An 18,297-nucleotide genomic window follows, 5' to 3' on the forward strand; every position below is an offset into this window, starting at 1 on the left:
ACAACCGATATATACAAATGAAAACTCCAGTACCGACAACCCGGCGGCCGCCCCCTGGGGCGGCCCCGTACCCCCGGGGACCACCCGGGGGGCCGGGACCGCCGGGTGCCCGGCCGGCGCGCCGAAGCCCTTCGCCGCTTCGGCGCCGACCCGGCTGCTGGTCCCGGCCGCCGGGGTGGACGCCCCGGTGACCGGCCTCGGGCTGAATCCCGACGGGACGGTCGAAGTGCCGGCCGCCGACCGGGCCGACGAGGTCGGCTGGTACCGCAACGGGCCGACGCCCGGGGAGGCCGGCCCCGCCGTCCTCATCGGGCACTACGACACCGCGCACGGCCCGGCGGTCTTCCACGGCGTGCCGAAGCTGCGGCCGGGCGACCTGATCCAGGTGCGGCGCGCGGACGGCAGCACCGTGGACTTCAAGGTCCGCTCACTGCTCCAGGCCGCCAAGGACCGCTTCCCGACCGAAACGGTCTACGGTGACACTCCCGAACCCGCTCTCAGGCTCATCACCTGCGGCGGGCGGATCGGCTCGGACGGGCACTGGACGGACAACATCATCGTCCTGGCGGACCTGGCCGGTCCGGGCGGCGCGACCGGCTGAAGCCGCCGCGCCGTCCCGGTCGTCCCGGCCGTCGGGTCGTTTCGACTGTCGAACCGGCGCGGCGGCCGGGACGGCGGGACGGGAACCACCGACCGCCGTCCACGCGACCTACCACCGAGGCCGGTGCGGGGACGAACCGGCGCATCGCCGCAGACCAGGAGGACGAGCACCGACCGTGGCAGCAGCATCCCCACCCCGCCGCCGGCCCGTCGCCGTGCCGGTGGCGGCCCTCGCCGCCCTGGCCGTCCTCGTGACGCTCGCGGCCCTGGCCCTCGGCCGCGCCACCCCCGGCGGGCTCCAGGACCACGGCGCCACCCAGCCGGTGGCGCCGCCGCTGGTGGCCCAGCCGCTCTGGCCCGACCTGGCGGCCTCCCCGCCGCCGCGCCCTCCCGCCACCGGCGCCGGGGCCGCCACCCAGGCCGCGCCGCAACCCGTCCCGGACGTGACCGTCCCCGGGCACGACATCAAGACGGTCGACGTCCGTACCCTCCTCGCCAAGGACTCCACGGTGGGCCCGGAGGAGCGGCGCGCCCTGGACTCCTGCCCCGCCTGCGACGTCCGCAGCCCCGAGTTCCGTGACCTCACCGGCGACGGGCGGGACGAACTGGTCGTCTCCGTCGCCACCCCCGGGCCCGTGGTCCTGCACGTCTACCTGCTGGCCGACGACCGGCTGCTGCCCATCCTCCAGGTCGAGGTGCTGAAGGGGTTCAGCGCCGCGACCGTGGGATCCGACCTGTGGCTCTACGAGCCGACCGGCGCGTTCGTCCGGACCAGCAGCCACTACCAGTGGGACGGCGTCCGGCTCGGCCTGCTGGAGCGGAAGGTCGAGGACACCGGCCCGATCGCCGGCCCGATCGCCGGCCCGGCCGGCGGAGCCACGAACGGCGCCGCACAGACGCCCACCAGCACGCCCTCCGCCGGCCCCGCCGTCGCCCAGCGCAGCGGCCGCCCATCCGCCCAGCCGCAGCCCTCCCTGCCCGAAGCCGGCGCCGGCGCGGGCGTCTCCTCCCCGAAGACGGCCGTCCCGGTCCCCGTCCGCCCGCCCTCGGCTCCCTCGGAAGCGAAGCCATGACCCCCGCAGCCGCGCCCGCCCACCCGCACATCCTGCTCGTCGAGGACGACGAGGTGATCCGGGAGGCCACCCGGATGGCCCTGGAGCGCTACGGCTTCCCGGTCACCACGGCCGCCGACGGCCTGGAGGGTCTGGAGGCCTTCCACGCCGTGCGCCCCGACCTCCTCCTGCTGGACGTCATGCTGCCGCTCCTCGACGGGGTCGGCCTCTGCCGCCGGATCCGGGAGGAGAGCCAGCTGCCGATCCTGATGATGTCGGCGCGCACCGACCCGGTCGACGTGGTGTCCGGTCTGGAGGCCGGGGCGGACGACTACGTCGTCAAGCCCTTCGAGAGCGCCGTGCTGGTCGCCCGGATCCGCACCGTGCTGCGCCGGGTGCGGGTGGTCCCGGCCGAACCCGCGCTGCCCGAGGAGCCGGTGGACCCCGCCGTCCCCGTCGCAGCGTCTGCCGTCGCCGTTCCCACCGCCGCCGTGCCTGCGGACGCCCCTTCCTCCGCGCTGCGCAGCTTCGACGGCATGCAGGTGGACACCGACAGCATGGAGGTGCGCGTCGACGGCCACCTCGTCCCGCTCACCCCCACCGAGCTGCGGCTGCTGCTGGAGTTCACCGCCGCGCCCGGCATCGTGCTGGAGCGCTCCACCCTGCTGGAACGCGTCTGGGACTACGACTGGGGCGCCGACACCCGGGTGGTGGACGTCCACGTGCAGCGGCTGCGCGCCAAGATCGGCTCCGGCCGGATCGAGACCGTCCGCGGGTTCGGCTACAAGCTGCGGCGTCCGGCATGACCCTGCGCCGTCAGATCGCCACCGCCGTCGCCGCCATCGCCGTCCTGGTGGCGGTGGCCGTCGGCCTGCTGGTCCACCAGGCGATGATCCGTCAGCACGTGGACCAGGCCCGCGCCGCCGCGCTCGCCGCGCTCGGCTCCGCCGTGGACACCTACAAGCGCGGCGAGGTCACCGACCGGTTCGCCCTGGACGACCCGGCGCTGCCCGAGGGGCTGCGGACGCTCGCGGCCGGCGGCCGTGAGGGCTCGCTGCTCGCCGGCGGTCCGCAGGGCGAGTCGATGTGGGCGGCCCGACCGGTCCAGACCGGGGTGCTCTCCGTCCGGGTGGACTTCACCCAGGACCGGCAGGCGATCGCCGACCTCGACCGGATCATCCTGATCACCGTCGTCGCCGCGGTCTTCACCACGGTCCTGGCCGGCGTGCTCGTCGCCGACCGGATCAGCCGCCGACTGCGCGCCGCGGCGACGGCCGCCCGGGGCATCGCCGCCGGCCGGACGGACACCCGGATCGGCGAGCTCGTCGACGGGAAGGACGAGGTCGCCGACCTCGCCGCCGCCGTCGACCTGATGTCCCGCACCCTGCACCAGCGGCTGGAGGACGAGCAGCGCTTCACGGCGGACGTCGCCCACGAACTGCGCACCCCGCTCACCGGCCTGGTCACCGCGGCCGAACTGCTTCCGCCCGGCCGCCCCACCCAACTCGTCCAGAACCGGGTGCAGGCCCTGCGCTCGCTGGTCGAGGACCTGCTGGAGGTCTCCCGCCTCGACGCCGACGCCGAGATCCCGGACTTCGCCCCCGTCCCGCTGGAGCGCGCGGTGCGCCGCACCGTCACGCTCACCGGCCTGGAGGTCGACGTGGACGTGGACGCGGCCGCCGACCGCCAGGTCCGCACCGACCTGCGCCGCCTCGACCGCATCCTCGGCAACCTGCTGCTCAACGCCCACCGGCACGGCACCGCGCCGATCCGGCTGCACGTCGACGGCCACCGGATCACCGTCCGCGACCACGGCCCCGGCTACCCCGACGACCTCCTCGCCCGCGGCCCCCAGCGCTTCCGCACCAACGCCCCCGAACGCGGACGCGGCCACGGCCTCGGCCTCACCATCGCCACCGGCCACGCCCGGGTCATCGGCGCCGACCTCACCTTCACCAACCACCCCGACGGCGGCGCCCTCGCCACCCTCACCCTCCCCGACGACCCGTCCCACCCCTGACCGCTCAACCGCAGCCGTGAGATACGGCCGCCCATGTGGCAGCGGTGGCCGGGGCCTGAGGCGGTCCCTCGGGTGGCCCCGGCCCGCCGGGTCGCTCGGCCGTCACTCGGCCGTCACTCAGCCGTCGCCCGGCCACCGCTCAGTTGTCGCTCAGCTGTCGCTCGGCTGGACGACGCACGCCGAGTTCGCGAGCATCGACCCGAAGCCGCCGAGCAGCGTGGAGACGACAGCCTTGCAGGCGGCGGCCTCCTGGGGCGTCTTGGGCCCGTCCGCGGCGGCCGCCGGCTGGGCGAGGGCGATCGGCGCGGCCAGCAGCAGTGCGCAGCACGCCACGCCCAGTACGGACCGCCGCACGAGGGCGGACTTCTTCAGGAGGGACGAGGGGAAGGACATGTGGGCCCCTTCGGGGGAGGTGGGATCGGCGGAAAGCCGAGCCATCCCTATCCGACGGGGCTCGTCCGTTCCCGGATTCTGCGCCATCCGTGAGCGTGTTCAGGTCAACAGCCCGGTCGGGGCCGGGCGAGCACCCCAGGCCCGTCGGCCACCCTGGTGTCCGAGCCCGGTCGAGTCCGGTCGGGGCCGGTCGAGCCCCGTCGAGCCCCCGGGACATGGCCGCGCTCGTCACGCTCCGGAACCGCCCAGGTCATTCCTGCGTTCACGATCACGTAACCGGCCGGAAGCGCGGCGTCGGTAGCGTCGGCGGCATGACGGCATCACGCACTCGCCCCGAACGGCTCTGGCACCGGCCTTTCCGCAGGTCCGACCGCAGGTGCGCGGCGCCCGAGGGCCAGGCCGCCCGGCTGCCCGCGCTCACCGGGGGCCCGTTGCGGCCCGCCCGTCCGCACCCCCCGGTCGACCGGCCGCGAGCCGTGACGGAGCCGGACCGGGCGGCGCCGTCCCGCCTGACGCTGGCGGACGGGACGGCGCTGACGCTGCGCCCCGCCGGACCGGCCGACCGGGCCGCGGCCCTGGCGATGCACCTCCGCTGCTCCCCCGCCTCGCTGCGGCTGCGCTACCACGGGCCGGTCCGCGACGCCGGCCGCTACCTGGACCACCTGCTGGACGCCCGGCACGGCCACAGCCTCGCCGCGACGGCCGCCGACGGGCGGATCGTCGCCCTCGGGCATCTGATGTGGGACGACGACGAGGCGGAGCTGGCGGTGCTGGTCGAGGACGCCTGGCAGCGGCGCGGACTCGGGCCGGCCCTGCTTCGGCAGCTCTCGGCGGCGGCCCGGGCGGCCGGTGTGACAACCGTGTACGCGGTGACCCACGCCTCCAACACCGGGCTGATCACCGCGATGCGTCGGCTGGCCGCGCCGCTGGACTTCCGGGCCGAGGACGGCACCCTGGTGATCACCGCCACGCTGGCCGCGGACGAGCCGGTCTCCTGCGTCCGTCCGGGCCGCTGATCTTTTCTTCACCACATCCTCACCCGGGAACCCCGCGAGCCCGGAGAGCGTCCCAAGCGACGAAGGCCCCCTCCGTACACCGTCTTCCCCGACGATCCGTCAGGGCGCCCGAGGCGGCGCCTCCGGCCGCGTCGCAGCAGGCTGCCTGGGGTCCGGATCGTCGAGCCGGGCGGCGGAGTCGGTAGGCTGGCCCCGTCCCCGCCGCCCGACGGCCCGTTAATCCGGACCCGGGTGGTGCCGCAGCAAGGAGGAACCACTGAGCATGGCAGGCACCGAATCGGAGCCCACAGGCGCACGCGACGCCTCGCTGCCGGCCCGCGCCAAGATCGCGGTCACGGCCGGTCGGGTCGCTGCCGCCGTGTCCCGCAAGGCCGGACGCGGAAGCGGCTCGGTGATCGGCGGCAAGGTCGCCCTGAGGCTCGACCCCGACCTGCTCGCCACCCTCGCCGACCACCTCGACGTCGTCCTGGTCAGCGCCACCAACGGCAAGACCACCACGACCCGCCTGATCGCCGAGGCGCTGCGCGCCGCCGGCCCGGTGGTCTCCAACGCCCTGGGCGCCAACATGCCGGCCGGCATCACCTCCGCCCTGGCCGGCGGCTCGGACGCCCGCTTCGGCGTGATCGAGGTCGACGAGAAGTACCTGGCGGGCGTCGCCCGCGACACCCGCCCCAAGGCGATCGCCCTGCTCAACCTCTCCCGCGACCAGCTCGACCGCGCCGCCGAGACCCGGATGATGGCCGAGAAGTGGCGCGAGGGCCTTCAGGACACCGAGGCCGTGGTCATCGCCAACGCCGACGACCCGCTGGTGACCTGGGCCGCCTCCTCCTGCAAGAAGGTGGTCTGGGTGGCCGCCGGGCAGGCCTGGAAGGAGGACGCCTGGTCCTGCCCCGCCTGCGGCGGTGTGATGCAGCGCCCCGGCGACGACTGGTTCTGCCAGGAGTGCGGCTTCCGGCGCCCCAACCCGCACTGGGCGCTCCAGGGCACCCACGTGATCGACCCGCAGCGCGGCGCCTGGCCGATCCAGCTCCAGCTGCCCGGCCGGGCCAACCTGGCCAACGCCACCAGCTCGGCCGCCGTCGCCGCCGTGTTCGGCGTCTCCCCGCAGGTCGCGCTGGAGCGGATGCGCTCGGTCTCGGCCGTCGCCGGCCGCTACGACGTGGTCCAGTACCAGGGCCGGGACATCCGGCTGCTGCTGGCCAAGAACCCGGCCGGCTGGCTGGAGACCTTCTCGCTGATCGACGGCCCGCCCGCGCCGGTGATCCTCTCCGTCAACGCGCTCGACGCCGACGGCACGGACACCTCCTGGCTGTGGGACGTCGACTACGAGCGCCTCGCCGGGCACCCGGTGTTCGTGATGGGGCAGCGCAAGCTGGACCTGGCCGTCCGCCTGGAGGTCGCCGGACTGCAGTTCCACGTGGTGGACACGCTGGAGCAGGCCGTCCGGATGGCCCCGCCCGGCCGGATCGAGGCCATCGCCAACTACACCGCCTTCCAGCAGCTGCGGAAGGTCGTGGCCGGCTGATGCCGCGCCTGCAGCCCCATCTGATCGTGACGGAAGGCCTTCGAGGATGAGTGAGAGCAGCCTGCGCGTGGTCTGGGTCTACCCGGACCTGCTCAGCACCTACGGCGACCGCGGCAACGCCCTGGTCGTGGAGCGCCGGGCCCGCCAGCGCCATCTCAACGTGACCCGGATCGACGTCCGCTCCGACCAGTCCGTCCCCACCAGCGGCGACATCTACCTGATCGGCGGCGGCGAGGACCGTCCGCAGCGGCTCGCCGCCGAGCGGCTGCGCAACGACAGCGGCCTGATCCGGGCCTCCGAGAACGGCGCGATCATCTTCGGCGTCTGCGCGGGCTTCCAGATCATGGGCCACGAGTTCGTCAACGACCTCGGCGAGCGCGAGCCGGGCCTCGGCCTGCTCGACGTCTGGACCACCCGCGGCGACGGCGCCCGCTGCGTCGGCGACGTCCTCGCCGACGTCGACCCGCGCCTCGGCCTGCCGCAGCTGACCGGCTTCGAGAACCACCAGGGCGTCACCCACCTCGGCCAGGGCGTCCAGCCGCTGGCCACCGTGGTCGCCGGCCGGGGCAACGGCACCGGCGACGGCACCGAGGGCGCCTGGCGGGACACCGTGTTCGGCACCTACCTGCACGGCCCGGTGCTGGCCCGCAACCCCGCCGTGGCCGACATGCTGATCAAGCTGGCGCTGGACGTCAACGCCCTGCCGCCGGCCGACACCACCTGGTACGACGCGCTGCGCGCCGAGCGCATCGCCGCCACGACGCGCCCCGCGTAGTACGTCCGCCCGCCCCGGAGCCCGGGTGCCCGCGATGCGGTCACCCGGTTCAGGGGCGGCCCCGGACGTACCACAATGGGGCTGCCTACTGCACACCCTCCTCGGCAGCAGGCTGCACTTCCGCGCGGGGGCGCCGACGGCGCCGCTCCCGCGTCGGCTCCTGCCCGGCCGGACCAGGGGCCGTATGCTCGACTTCGCGGCCGTTTTCGGGCGTTCTGTCCGGATCGGCCGGTCCTTCACCCCGCGGCCACCTCCCCGCCACTCCGGCGTGGGAGCGCCCCGCTACGGTGACGGCTCGTCGTCCCAGCCTGTAGTCCGGCCGTTCCTCGGTTCTGCTCGGGAGTTGCAAAGCTAATGCGTATCGGAGTGCTGACCAGCGGCGGTGACTGCCCCGGCCTGAACGCGGTGATCCGTTCCGTGGTCCACCGGGGGGTGGTCGACCACGGCGACGAGATCATCGGTTTCCAGGACGGCTGGCGCGGTCTCCTGGAGGGCGTCCACCGGCCGCTCACCCTCGACTCGGTGAGCGGCATCCTGGCCCAGGGCGGCACGATCCTCGGCTCGTCCCGGGTCCAGCCCAGCCACCTGCGCGACGGCGTCGAGCGCGCCAAGCGACTGTGCGCGGACCTCGGCATCGACGCGGTGATCCCGATCGGCGGCGAGGGCACCCTCAAGGCCGCCAAGCTGATGAGCGACGCCGGACTGCCGGTGGTCGGGGTCCCGAAGACCATCGACAACGACATCGCCTCCACCGACGTCACCTTCGGCTTCGACACCGCCGTCTCGGTCGCCACCGAGGCGCTGGACCGGCTGAAGACCACCGCCGAATCCCACCAGCGGGTCATGGTCGTCGAGGTCATGGGCCGCCACACCGGCTGGATCGCGCTCAACGCGGGCATGGCCGCCGGCGCGCACGCCATCGTCGTCCCGGAGCGGCCGTTCCACATCGACAAGCTGACCGCCGTCGTCCGCGAACGCTTCGACCGGCAGAAGAAGTTCGCCATCGTGGTCTGCGCCGAAGGCGCCAAGCCCGAGCCCGGCACCATGCACTGGGAAGAGGGCACCAAGGACATCTACGGCCACGAGCGGTTCACCGGCATCGCCACCCAGCTCTCCCGCGAGCTGGAGCACCGCCTCGGCAAGGAGGCCCGCCCGGTGATCCTCGGCCACACCCAGCGCGGCGGCACCCCGACCGCGTACGACCGGGTGCTCGCCACCCGCTTCGGCTGGCACGCCGTCGAGGCCGTCCACAAGGGCGCGTTCGGGCACATCACCGCACTGCAGGGCACCAACATCAACCTGGTGCCGATCGCCGAGGCGGTCGCCGAGCTGAAGACCGTCCCGCAGGAGCGCTACCTGGAGGCGGAGACGGTCATCTGACCTCCCCCGCCCCGTCGAGGGCCCGGACCGCCACCGGTCCGGGCCCTCGTGCGTCCGACGGGCGCCCCCGCGACGGCCCCGCTAGCGTGGCCGGTGGAGCGGACCACTCGCGGAAAGGCAACCGATGGAGATCCTCGCGTACGGGGTGCAGGCCGACGAACGGCCGCTGCTGGAACAGGCCTTCGCCGGCCGGCACGGGCTGCGCTGCCTGAGCATGTTCCTCAACCGCGACACCGCCCCACTCGCCGCCGGCTACCCCGCCGTCAGCAGCAGCGTCAACGCCGTCCTCGACGCCGAGACCCTCGCCGCCCTCGCCGCCGGCGGCACCAAACTGATCGCCCAACGCTCCACCGGCTTCAACAACATCGACCTCGACGCCGCCGCCGACCTCGGCCTCACCGTCGCCCGGGTCTCCCACTACAGCCCGTACTCGGTCGCCGAACACGCTTGGGCCCTCGCCCTGGCCGTCAACCGCCGCCTCACCCGCGCCGCCAACCGCTCCCGCGAGTTCGACTTCCGCCTCGACGGCCTCCTCGGCCGCGACATCCACGGCATGACCGTCGGCGTCGTCGGCACCGGCAAGATCGGCGAGTGCTTCACCCGGATCGCGGCCGGCTTCGGCACCCACCTCCTCGGCTGGGACATCGCCCGGAACCCGGCCTGCCTCGACCTCGGCATGACCTACACCGAACTGCCCGAACTCCTCACCCGCGCCGACCTGATCAGCCTCCACGTCCCCCTCCTCCCCGCCACCCACCACCTGATCAACGGTGGCGCCCTGGCCCGGATGAAGGACGACGCCATCCTCGTCAACTCCAGCCGCGGCGGCCTCATCGACAGCGCAGCCCTCGTCGAAACCCTCCGCGCCGGCCGCCTCTCCGGCGTCGGCCTCGACGTCTACGAAGAAGAAACCGGCGTCTTCTTCACCGACCGCTCCATCGAAGGCATCACCGACGACGTCCTCGCCCGCCTCGTCACCTTCCCCCAAGTCCTCGTCACCAGCCACCAGGCCTACTTCACCCACACCGCCGTCGGCCAGATCATCGACGCCACCACCCGCAACATCGACGACTACGCCGCCGGCCGCACCAACGAGAACACCCTCGTCCCGAGGAGCTGCTGAGCCTGAAAGCGTGATGCCGGATCCATTTACCTGACAGCCTCTGGACGGTTCCAGTAGCCCTGAGCTGTGAGATACGTGCAGGGCGGCGGGTTGACCGACACCGAGAGGGCCGCGCGGGAGCAGATCCGGCTGCAGACCGTGGAACGCTTCGAGGGCGGGGAGAGGAACCGGGAGATCGCTACCGCACTGCAGGTGAGTGACCGGTCGGTGGAGCACTGGCGCCGGCAGTGACGTGAGCGAGGCTCCTGTAGGGCCCACCAGGGCGCCCCAGGCTGACCGAAAGGCAGAGCGTCCGGCTGGAGCGCGAGTTGGAGCGGGCTCCGCTGATGCACGGCTGAGAGAACCAGCGCTGGACACCCTCTCGGGTGAAGACGCTGATCGGCCGACTGTTACACGTCAGCGACGCGGCGGAGGAGACCTAGACCCTGCTCAAGCGCCAAGGCTGATCGTGGCAGCGGCCAGCCCTCAGGGCCATCGAGCGGGACGCCCAGGCGGTCGAGTTGTGGAAGGAGGAGGTCTGGCCACAGGTGGAAGCACCGCGGCGGCTCGTGGAGCATGGCTGGTCTTCGAGGGCGAAGCCACACAGACGCTGAGGCCGCCTCGTACCAGAACCTGGGGCCGCGTGGGCCGCACCCCTGTGGTCCACGTCCGCAGCAGGGGGTCCGGACGGGTCTCCATAGCCGGGATGGCCTGCTACAAGAAGGGCGAACGCTCCCGACTGATCTACGGGCTCCGCGTCCACCAGGGCCGAAAGGGTGAGCCGAAGGCGTTCACCTGGCGAAACTACCGGGACCTGATCGTCCGGGCCCGCACTCAGCGCGGCGGCCCGATCGCGCTGGCCTGGGATAACCTCTCCGCCCATCTGATGCCACAGATGAAGGAGTTCATCGCCGCGAACAGCGAGTGGCTGACGGTCTTCCAACTTTCCTCACACGCACCGGACCTCACACCCAGGAGGGGATCTGGGCGCTGATGAAACGAGGGATCGGCAACCTCGCGGTCGTCAACGTCGACCACCTCGCCAAGGCCGTCAAGCGGCGCCTCATGAAGATCCAGTACCGCCCCCATCTGATCGATGGCTGTCTCGCAGGCGCCGACCTGATCATGTGCGGCTGACCACGACCAGGCCCCGACATCACGCTTTCGACTTCAGTAGCGCCTCGAACTCGAACCCGCCCCCACATCTACCTCGGACACCTCGAACGCGGCATCTACACCGACCTCCTCGTCCAGACCGGCGAGACCACCGCGCTCACCGACCCACTCCCCCTCGACATCGAGCCCGCGAAGCTGCGCCGGTAGCCCCGCGAACACCGAGACGGCCAGGCGCCTCAGACGAGGTGCCTGGCCGTCGGCCCGGCTGACTTCTACGGCCCGGGCCCGGGCTGCGCTGAGTCGCTCCGGTCACTGCACCGGATACCCGACGAGCGCCGGCGGGCGGACCCTTTACCTGCCCCGGTCCTGGACCGAAGACCGGGCCCGGCGCGAGCGGGCCGCACCTGGCCTGGCAGATGATCGAACGCGCCCTTGACGTCGGCCGGCGTGATCTTGGACGTAAGGTCCCAGACCACACCGGCACCGAGGATCTTAATCCCCTGGATAGGCTATGAAGAGATTCCCTTTCGAATTGTCATCCCGATCATCGAAAACCATTCAAGGCAGGGGATACCAATCGAGGTCGGGTCAAAAACTACATCCCCGTTCTGCAGCCATAGCCCCTTGGCGTCATGCTCTGTCAACTCGGAAATCGCCTGATCGATATCATTGAGGACTGCATATTTTATCTCTCCCGTCTCATGCTCCAGGAAATCCCGAAGTGCCCCCAGCGGCTCCCCGACGGGAATTATGCAGTCCTGGTGAAAGTAGGCGCGAGCAAGGTACACGAGTTCTGGATAATTTTTCATAGTGCAGGATAGGACGTCTCTATTCGGAATCCTTCGGGCATGGTCAAGTCCTTTCGGAGCCAGGTTATCACTCGATTCGGCGTCACGAATTTACCAGTAGAGTGCTGGTATGCCCTAGACCCCCATGGCGCCCCCATGGAAATAAGTTCAACTTTGAATTTTTGCCCATCGAGGAATTCTTGAACCTTTTCAGAATTCTGTCGGATATTTTGCAGCGTAGAGAACTCGGCGCCAGCCCAGTCCTCAAAAGTGGAGGCGACGTCGACGTCCGTACGGTCAATTAGTTCTTTATCGCTCTTACCAACATGCTTGGAGATTGTATGCCCAATCTTGCCACTTTCATGCTCTTGCAGCCTGCTGACCTTCCAACAGTCGAATTCTGCCGCGTTGTGTACGAGGATCGACGAGCTGCCGGCCATGACAAAGTACGTGTGGACGGTGTCGACGGTGAGGTTGTATGCGGGCTGGAGGGTCTTCCAGTGCTTGCTGGTGGTGATCTGTGCGGTCTGGCCGGTGGCCGTGCGCACGGTATCGCCGGTTGTGAGGTCAGCAGCGTTTCGCCACGCGTGCTGGTTCTCCGCCCAGAACGGGTGCTGGTCGGTTGAAGTGATGGTGGCCGTGGTGCCGTCCGGCGACTGGATGGTGAGGTCGGTGAAGTCTCGGTCGTCGGGCGTGTAGATAGTGGCATCGACACGGCGGGAACTGGTCTCACCGAAATCGGGGTCGGCTGCCGTCACGTAGTCGCCGACGCGAACCTGTTCGATCGGAAGGGTCGATCCGTCCGCCATCAAGACCTTCGTGCCCGCCGGAAAGCTGTTTGGAAGAGGGGCGCGGACGGGGCATGATTTCGGGGTTCGCGCGACCACCTTCTCGATGAACTCGGCCGCTTTTTTGCCCCAGGATCCGAACTTCTTCGTCCATTGAACAAATTTGGCGATCGCTGCGGCGTCGCCCACAATGGGGATGGCTCCGATGCAGGACTGGGTCGCCTTTTCTACCTTGCCTTCGATCCCGTAGTAGGCGCAGTTGATCAGGTCGGCGATGTCGGCGAGTCCGGGTGCGAAGACGCCGCCGACGCCGCCGATGACGTCGAGGGTAAAGTGGATGCCTTCGGAGATGATGTGGTAGAGGGAGTTAACGTCGTCGTTCTTCTCCTTCTGCTTCTTGATCTCCTCTTCGATCCCGGCGATCGCGTCCTGCTTGGCCTTCGCGGTCGCCTCGTCCTGTTCCTTCTGCGCCTGCTCGGCTTCCTTTCGCGCCTTCTCGACGGCCTCGCGGGCAGCCTTCTCCTCGGCTTCGTACTTGGCCTGGTGGACGTTGAACGCATCATCGGCAGCAGCCTGGGCAGCGATCGCGTCCTTACCTGCGGCCACTGCCGACGCCCTTGCGGCAGCCGCGGAGCTGTACGCGTCGTCGGCACTCCACTGTGCTCGGCTCGCCGACTGGCCGGCTTGCTTGGCTGAGTACATGGCCTCTGCCGCGCTCCGGCGGGCCAATCCCTCCGCAGCCTTGGCGGTCTTGGCGGACTGGGCGGCCTTGGCAGCGTCGGACTGAGCGCGGTCGGCTGCGGACTGGGCCGTGGTGACGTAGTCCGCTGCCGTGTTGGCCGCCTGCTGGGCGGTGTTGGCGTAGCCGTTGGCCTCCGCTGCCGCGCCGCGGGCGACTGCGGCGGCGCGCTGGGCCTCGGCGGCGGTCTGCTGGGCGCGGGCCGAGGCCGCAGAGGCCTGGGCGATCAGACCGGTGACATCGGCGATGTGAACGGCCGCCAGCTGGTCCTTGCGCTGTGCGGTGTACTGACCCTCGGCTACGAAGGCGCGCAGCTTGACTGCCGCTCCTTCGAGGGCGATGCGGGCGGCGGCCTTTCGCTCATCCCCGGCACTGTCGATGAGCCGGGCGGTAGCAAGGCGGTCGTCGGCGCTCTGGGCGTCGGTGAGTCCCTTGTCGAGGAAGGCTTGGAGTGCCTCGGGGGTGTTGGTCTTCAGTGCGGCGAGGCCAGCGGCCTTGACGGCGGGGCCGGCCTGGTCGGTGATGCGGGCGATCTGGAGGCGGTTGTCGGGGGCCGCGGCCTGGTACTGCCCGGTGCTGACGAACTCTGTGGCCGCGGTGCCGTCGGCGGTGAGGGCGGTGAAGGCGGCGGCACGGACGGCAGGGTTCTCGGAGGTCTCGTACAGGTGTGTGGCCTGTTCGCGGTCGTCCCGTTCGACGGCCTTGGCGCGGCCGGTCTTGACGTAGGCGAGGACGGCGGCGTCCGGGCCGGAGAGGGCTTCCTCTGCGGCGGCGGCGCCCCAGGGGCCGGAGATCTTGCGTGAGAGCAGGGCGAGCTTGCGGCCGTCGGTGGCGACCTGTTCGGGGGCGGTGCCGGGCTGGGCGGCGGCCTGGGCGAGGCGGTCAGCCTCGGTCTTCGACTTCTGGACCTCCTGGCGTGCCTGTTCGATCTCGGTCTGCTTGTCGGCCTCGGCGGCCTTCTCGGTCTTGGCCACCTCGATCGCAGCGGCGGTGCGGCTCTTGAGGTCCTCGGCCTCGGCGCGGCGGGCCAGATCCTGGATCCCGTTGGCCTTGTCGACCGCGTCCTTGGCCTCCTTCGCGAAACCTGAGGCGGCGTCCGCGTGGTTGGTGGAGTCCTGCGCGGCGGAGGCGCTCTGGCCCGCGTGGTCGGCGGCGTCCCGCGCCGCCTGGGCGGCGGCGTGGGCGTGGGACGCGGCGGAGGCGAGGAGCGTCTTGGCGTCGGCAGCAGCCTGGGCGGCTTCACCGGCCAGGGCCTGGGAGGCCTCGTTGGCGCGGCCGGCCTCGGCGGCCTGGCGACGGGTGGCCTCGGCGGCGCGCTTGGCCTTGTCGGACTGCGCTCCCGCGCGGGCGGCGGCGGCGCCGGCCTGCTCGGCCGAGCCCGCGGCGGCGTCGGCGTTGCCACGGGCACTGAGAGCGGAACCGGACGCGGTCTTGCTCTCGCCTGCGGCCTTCTGAGCCTGCTCCAGCGCCTTCTGGGAGTCCTCGGCGATCTTCGCGGCCGCGTCGGCGTCCTCGGCGGCCTTGCGGGCCGCAGCGGTATTGCTCGCGTCGCCGGCCGCCGCAGCGGCGGCACTGCGGGCGCGGGAGGCTGCCTGCGAGGCGGCGCCAGCAGCGGCGGCGGCCTGCGAGGCTGCGTAGGCGGCGGTGCGGGCCGAGCCGTTCGCCGCGCGGGCGGCGGTGATGGCCGTCTGCGCGGCCGCGCCGGCCCGCTCGGCGGCGGAGGCCGCCTTGTCGGCCGCGACGCCAGCCTTGACGGTGTCGTTGCCTGCGGCCTGCGTCTCGGCGGCCGCCCGGGCTGCATCGCCCTTGGCTTGCTGGGAGTTGGCCACGGCCTTGGCCGAGGCCTCGACCGCGTTCCTGGTCTCGAGCACCGCCTGGTCGCTGGCCGCTCGGGCCTGCTGCGCGAGCTGGCTGATGCCCGCGCGTTCCTGGTCGCGGTTCTGTGCGACGTACTGCCCGACCGCCAAGAACTCGCGGACGTCCTCGATGGATCCGTTCAGGGCAGCGCGGGCAGCAGCCTGGGTGTTGGAGCCTCCGGCGCTGAGGATCTGGACCAGTTTGACGCGGTCGTCGGCCTCGCGCGCCTGATACTGACCCTCAGTCAGGAATGCCTTGACGTCGTTGATCGTGCCCTTGAGGGCGTCCGCGCCCGCGGCCTTGACCCCGGGGCCCGCGCCGTCGATAACCCGGGCGGTCCAGACCCGCTGGTCGGTCTCCAGAGCCGGCTGCCAGCCGTTCAGCAGATAGGCGTTCAGCTCTTCGGGAGTGCCCACGATCGCCTTGCCGGCGGTCTCACGGACCTTCGGGCCGCCGATGTCGAAGATCTGCGCGACGTCGAGCAGCTGGTCGGCGTGGCGGGCGTCCGCCAGTTCGCCGTCCAGGAAGCGCCGCACGTCCTGATCCGAGCCGGTCAGTGCCGCCTCGGCGAGCTTCTGGACACTCGGACCTCCCGAGAGCCAGGCAGCCACGGCGCGAGACCTCTCGCTCTGCTGGCTCGCTGGCTCGGCTGGCTGTTCGGCCGCGAAGGCGGGCAGACCCGTGCCGAGTAGCCCGGTCATGAGGGTCAACGGCAGCAGCCGAACGCATAGCGTGCGTAGCGCCAATATCCCGCGCCTCCCCCCTCCACATGAACCAACGTTAAAACTCTGCACAGGAACCCTCCGCTGCGATCGAACAGCTGATATCTGACGCAGCGGAGCGTATCCCGGACGCAGCCGGTATCGGCAAACCGATCCCCACTAAGGAATCTGACTTCATATCAGAAAAGGAGAGGATTCAACTGGGCGCACACTAGCTGAAAGTCTCTCAAAACAGACATTCAACTCACACCATTATCTAGAGCATCAAACCACCTCCCCCAGCGGCCCAGGTCGGTCACTGTCGACCGCCAGGAAGCAGAAGAGGGGGGCTTGATGGCCTACTATTTGCCTTCACATTGCCCCCTCCTTCCTGGACTCCGACTTCCTTCCTGGACGAACAAGAGGCGGGGCATTAGTCGGGCACTGCCAGAGGGAATCTGTCGATCGTTGAGGTGGATGGCAGGCCCTCGGTCGGCCCATGGAAAGGAATACCCGTGCACCCTCGTATACCCAGGTGGCTGGCCGTTGGCGCCGTCGCAACGAGCGCCACGCTCGCGGCATCGGCACTCGCGGTCGCGGGCGTAGCGCCCGCCGACAACTCCTCGGCGCCGCCAGCCGTCGAGGACTTCGCCTACCCCGGAACCTCGCCGTTCCCCAACGTCAACTTGCTGCGGGGGGACGGGCACATCCTGCTGGCCAACTGCAACACCGACGGACAGATCCGCGTGTATAGCAAGGACCTGCCCGACGACAAGGGCAACGTGATCTGCTTCCGCGCCACGGCCGCCACCGGCTACCTCGTCGTGGAGGTCCCCAACGTCTTCCACATCAGGGCCGAGCAGCACCCGGTCACCGCCCGCGTGACGGCCGACGGCCAGTCACGCACCATCGACATCGCCAAGAACGACGGCGTGAGCATCGGCATCGGCAGCAGCAACAACCAGGTGCCGACCACGCTGCTCGAACTGCGCGTCACCGGCTGACCGGGGTGTCGTCCATGCCTACCGGCCCGTCGCAGCGTCCCCCGCTTCGGGACCGTCTCCGCACCGCACGACGGGCGGACCGTGCACGCACCCTGCGCTGGCTCACCGCCCTCATCGCGGCCGTGACTGCCGCCGCCTTCGGTTCCGCGCTCGCCACCGCCGACACCCCACCGCCCACCACCCAGGCCACCGACACCCCCGTAGCACCGCCGGCGGTCGAGGACTTCGGCTACCCGGGCGCCTCCGGCATCAGCAAGGTCAAGCTGCTGCGCGGCGACGGCACCGTCGTGCTGACCGACTGCGCCAAGCCCTCACAGATCCAGCTCTGGACCCGTGCCCCGGGCAACACTGACAACAAGGCCTGCTTCACCGCCACCGGCCCGGCGGGCTTCCTCACGCTTCAGGTGCCGGACGTGTTCGCGGTGCAAACCTCCGACCGGTCCCTCCAGGTCGACCTCACCGCCGCCGACACCACCCAGAGCGTGGACGTGCCCAAGGACGGCTTCAAGGGCCTGGGCGAAGGCCTCAGCCAGGCACCGACCACCATGGTCCAACTGCACGTCACCGGCTGACCAATCCGGCCGTCCCACACCGCTTCCCACTTCCCCAAGGACTGAACTCTCTTGTCTGGCACCACCACGCGCACCTCCTGGAAGGCCGCGCTTCTCACCACCGCCATAGCCTCTGGAGCGCTCACCACGCTCGCCGTCTCCCCGGCCGGTGCCGTCCCCGGCGACCCCGCCGCCGGCGGCTCCTATGCTTACACCGTCCGCCTGGCGATCGGCGACAACGTGCGCGTCTGCACCGGCGCGCTGGTCGACCGGTACTGGGTGATCACCGCCGCGTCCTGCTTCGCCGACGACCCCGCCCAGCCGCAGGCCCTGGCCGCGGGCGCGCCGAAGTGGAAGACCACCGCCACCATCGGCCGCACCGACCTCACCACGAACGCCGGCACGACCACCGAGATCGCGGAGCTGGTGCCGCGCCAGGACCGCGACCTCGTCATGGCCCGCCTCGCCACCCCTGTCACCGGCGTCGCGACGCTCCCCGTCGCAACCGCGGCGCCCACGACCGGCGAGAACCTGCGCGTGCCCGGCTACGGCCGCACCAAGGACGAGTGGGTGCCGAACAAGCTCCACTCGGGCGCCTTCACCCTCGACACCGTCGCCGCGACCGCGATCGGCACCACCGGTACCGGCGGCGCCGCGATCTGCAAGGGTGACACCGGCGCCCCCGCGATCCGGGAGAAGAACGGCAAGGCCGAACTCGTCGCGGTCGCCTCCCGTTCCTGGCAGGGCGGCTGCCTCGGCGAGACCGAGACCCGTACCGGCGCCTCCTCCAGCCGCGTCGACGACCTCGCCGGCTGGGTCCAGCAGACCGTCTCCACGTGGGGCACCAAGGTCGACTACTCCTCCGCGGTCGTCAACTCCGTGTACAACCC

The 18,297-nt window shown here is 71.1% G+C and carries 18 protein-coding genes; 15 read left to right on the top strand and 3 right to left on the bottom strand.

What is annotated here, in order from left to right; all coding sequences use genetic code 11:
* The first annotated feature begins 7 nt into the window (after positions 1–7).
* From ACFV6D_RS32285 to ACFV6D_RS32300, 4 genes are all read left to right on the top strand, one after another.
* Positions 8–601 (top strand): class F sortase, encoded by a 594-nt coding sequence (locus tag ACFV6D_RS32285; RefSeq protein ID WP_380562327.1) that lies wholly within the window; start codon positions 8–10, stop codon positions 599–601.
* A gap of 175 nt (positions 602–776) precedes the next feature.
* Positions 777–1,673: a hypothetical protein gene (locus ACFV6D_RS32290; RefSeq protein WP_380562317.1), complete on the top strand. Its 897-nt coding sequence runs from the start codon at positions 777–779 to the stop codon at positions 1,671–1,673.
* Complete coding sequence (gene cseB, locus ACFV6D_RS32295) at positions 1,670–2,458, top strand: two-component system response regulator CseB (RefSeq protein ID WP_380380582.1); 789 nt, start codon at positions 1,670–1,672, stop codon at positions 2,456–2,458. Before ACFV6D_RS32290 ends, cseB begins: the two co-directional genes overlap by 4 nt.
* The gene (locus tag ACFV6D_RS32300; protein ID WP_380562319.1) at positions 2,455–3,672 is read left to right on the top strand and encodes a sensor histidine kinase; all 1,218 of its coding nucleotides are present in this window, start codon (positions 2,455–2,457) and stop codon (positions 3,670–3,672) included. Before cseB ends, ACFV6D_RS32300 begins: the two co-directional genes overlap by 4 nt.
* A 150-nt stretch (positions 3,673–3,822) precedes the next feature.
* Here the strand turns inward: ACFV6D_RS32300 and ACFV6D_RS32305 are convergent, their stop codons facing one another.
* A complete protein-coding gene (locus tag ACFV6D_RS32305) occupies positions 3,823–4,065 on the bottom strand; it encodes a hypothetical protein (protein WP_380562321.1) in 243 nt (80 codons plus the stop codon).
* Positions 4,066–4,376: 311 nt separating this feature from the next.
* On the opposite strand from ACFV6D_RS32305, the gene ACFV6D_RS32310 reads away from it, so the two are divergent.
* The 8 genes from ACFV6D_RS32310 to ACFV6D_RS32345 all read left to right on the top strand — a co-directional run bounded on the left by ACFV6D_RS32310 (position 4,377) and on the right by ACFV6D_RS32345 (position 11,000).
* A complete protein-coding gene (locus ACFV6D_RS32310) occupies positions 4,377–5,081 on the top strand; it encodes a GNAT family N-acetyltransferase (protein WP_380380577.1) in 705 nt (234 codons plus the stop codon).
* A gap of 262 nt (positions 5,082–5,343) precedes the next feature.
* The gene (locus tag ACFV6D_RS32315) at positions 5,344–6,606 is read left to right on the top strand and encodes a MurT ligase domain-containing protein (RefSeq protein WP_063350329.1); all 1,263 of its coding nucleotides are present in this window, start codon (positions 5,344–5,346) and stop codon (positions 6,604–6,606) included.
* A gap of 46 nt (positions 6,607–6,652) precedes the next feature.
* Entirely contained in the window at positions 6,653–7,381 is a 729-nt protein-coding gene (locus tag ACFV6D_RS32320; RefSeq protein ID WP_063350328.1) for a type 1 glutamine amidotransferase, read from the top strand.
* A gap of 354 nt (positions 7,382–7,735) precedes the next feature.
* The gene (locus ACFV6D_RS32325; RefSeq protein ID WP_063350327.1) at positions 7,736–8,761 is read left to right on the top strand and encodes a 6-phosphofructokinase; all 1,026 of its coding nucleotides are present in this window, start codon (positions 7,736–7,738) and stop codon (positions 8,759–8,761) included.
* A gap of 124 nt (positions 8,762–8,885) precedes the next feature.
* Positions 8,886–9,884, top strand: coding sequence for a 2-hydroxyacid dehydrogenase (locus ACFV6D_RS32330; RefSeq protein WP_380562323.1), 999 nt, complete (start codon positions 8,886–8,888; stop codon positions 9,882–9,884).
* Positions 9,885–9,950: 66 nt separating this feature from the next.
* Complete coding sequence (locus tag ACFV6D_RS32335) at positions 9,951–10,115, top strand: helix-turn-helix domain-containing protein (protein WP_380494339.1); 165 nt, start codon at positions 9,951–9,953, stop codon at positions 10,113–10,115.
* A 391-nt stretch (positions 10,116–10,506) separates the two neighbouring features.
* Entirely contained in the window at positions 10,507–10,857 is a 351-nt protein-coding gene (locus tag ACFV6D_RS32340; RefSeq protein ID WP_380494337.1) for a DDE endonuclease, read from the top strand.
* On the top strand, positions 10,857–11,000 hold the full coding sequence (locus ACFV6D_RS32345) for a hypothetical protein (RefSeq protein ID WP_380494335.1): 144 nt from the start codon (positions 10,857–10,859) through the stop codon (positions 10,998–11,000). Before ACFV6D_RS32340 ends, ACFV6D_RS32345 begins: the two co-directional genes overlap by 1 nt.
* A 488-nt stretch (positions 11,001–11,488) precedes the next feature.
* Here the strand turns inward: ACFV6D_RS32345 and ACFV6D_RS32350 are convergent, their stop codons facing one another.
* Both ACFV6D_RS32350 and ACFV6D_RS32355 read right to left on the bottom strand, forming a co-directional pair.
* Positions 11,489–11,788, bottom strand: a complete 300-nt coding sequence (locus ACFV6D_RS32350; protein WP_380494333.1) for a contact-dependent growth inhibition system immunity protein — start codon at positions 11,786–11,788, stop codon at positions 11,489–11,491.
* On the bottom strand, positions 11,785–15,852 hold the full coding sequence (locus tag ACFV6D_RS32355) for a polymorphic toxin-type HINT domain-containing protein (protein WP_380562329.1): 4,068 nt from the start codon (positions 15,850–15,852) through the stop codon (positions 11,785–11,787). Before ACFV6D_RS32355 ends, ACFV6D_RS32350 begins: the two co-directional genes overlap by 4 nt.
* A gap of 515 nt (positions 15,853–16,367) precedes the next feature.
* Here ACFV6D_RS32355 and ACFV6D_RS32360 point away from each other — a divergent pair.
* The 3 genes from ACFV6D_RS32360 to ACFV6D_RS32370 all read left to right on the top strand — a co-directional run.
* On the top strand, positions 16,368–16,856 hold the full coding sequence (locus tag ACFV6D_RS32360; protein ID WP_380494329.1) for a hypothetical protein: 489 nt from the start codon (positions 16,368–16,370) through the stop codon (positions 16,854–16,856).
* A 122-nt stretch (positions 16,857–16,978) separates the two neighbouring features.
* A complete protein-coding gene (locus tag ACFV6D_RS32365; RefSeq protein ID WP_380494327.1) occupies positions 16,979–17,428 on the top strand; it encodes a hypothetical protein in 450 nt (149 codons plus the stop codon).
* 51 nt (positions 17,429–17,479) lie between these two features.
* Positions 17,480–18,297 (top strand): S1 family peptidase (locus ACFV6D_RS32370; protein WP_380562325.1); only part of this gene is annotated, 818 nt, incomplete at its 3' end.

The sequence above is a fragment of the Kitasatospora sp. NPDC059812 genome (assembly GCF_042732075.1).
Taxonomy (GTDB): domain Bacteria; phylum Actinomycetota; class Actinomycetes; order Streptomycetales; family Streptomycetaceae; genus Kitasatospora.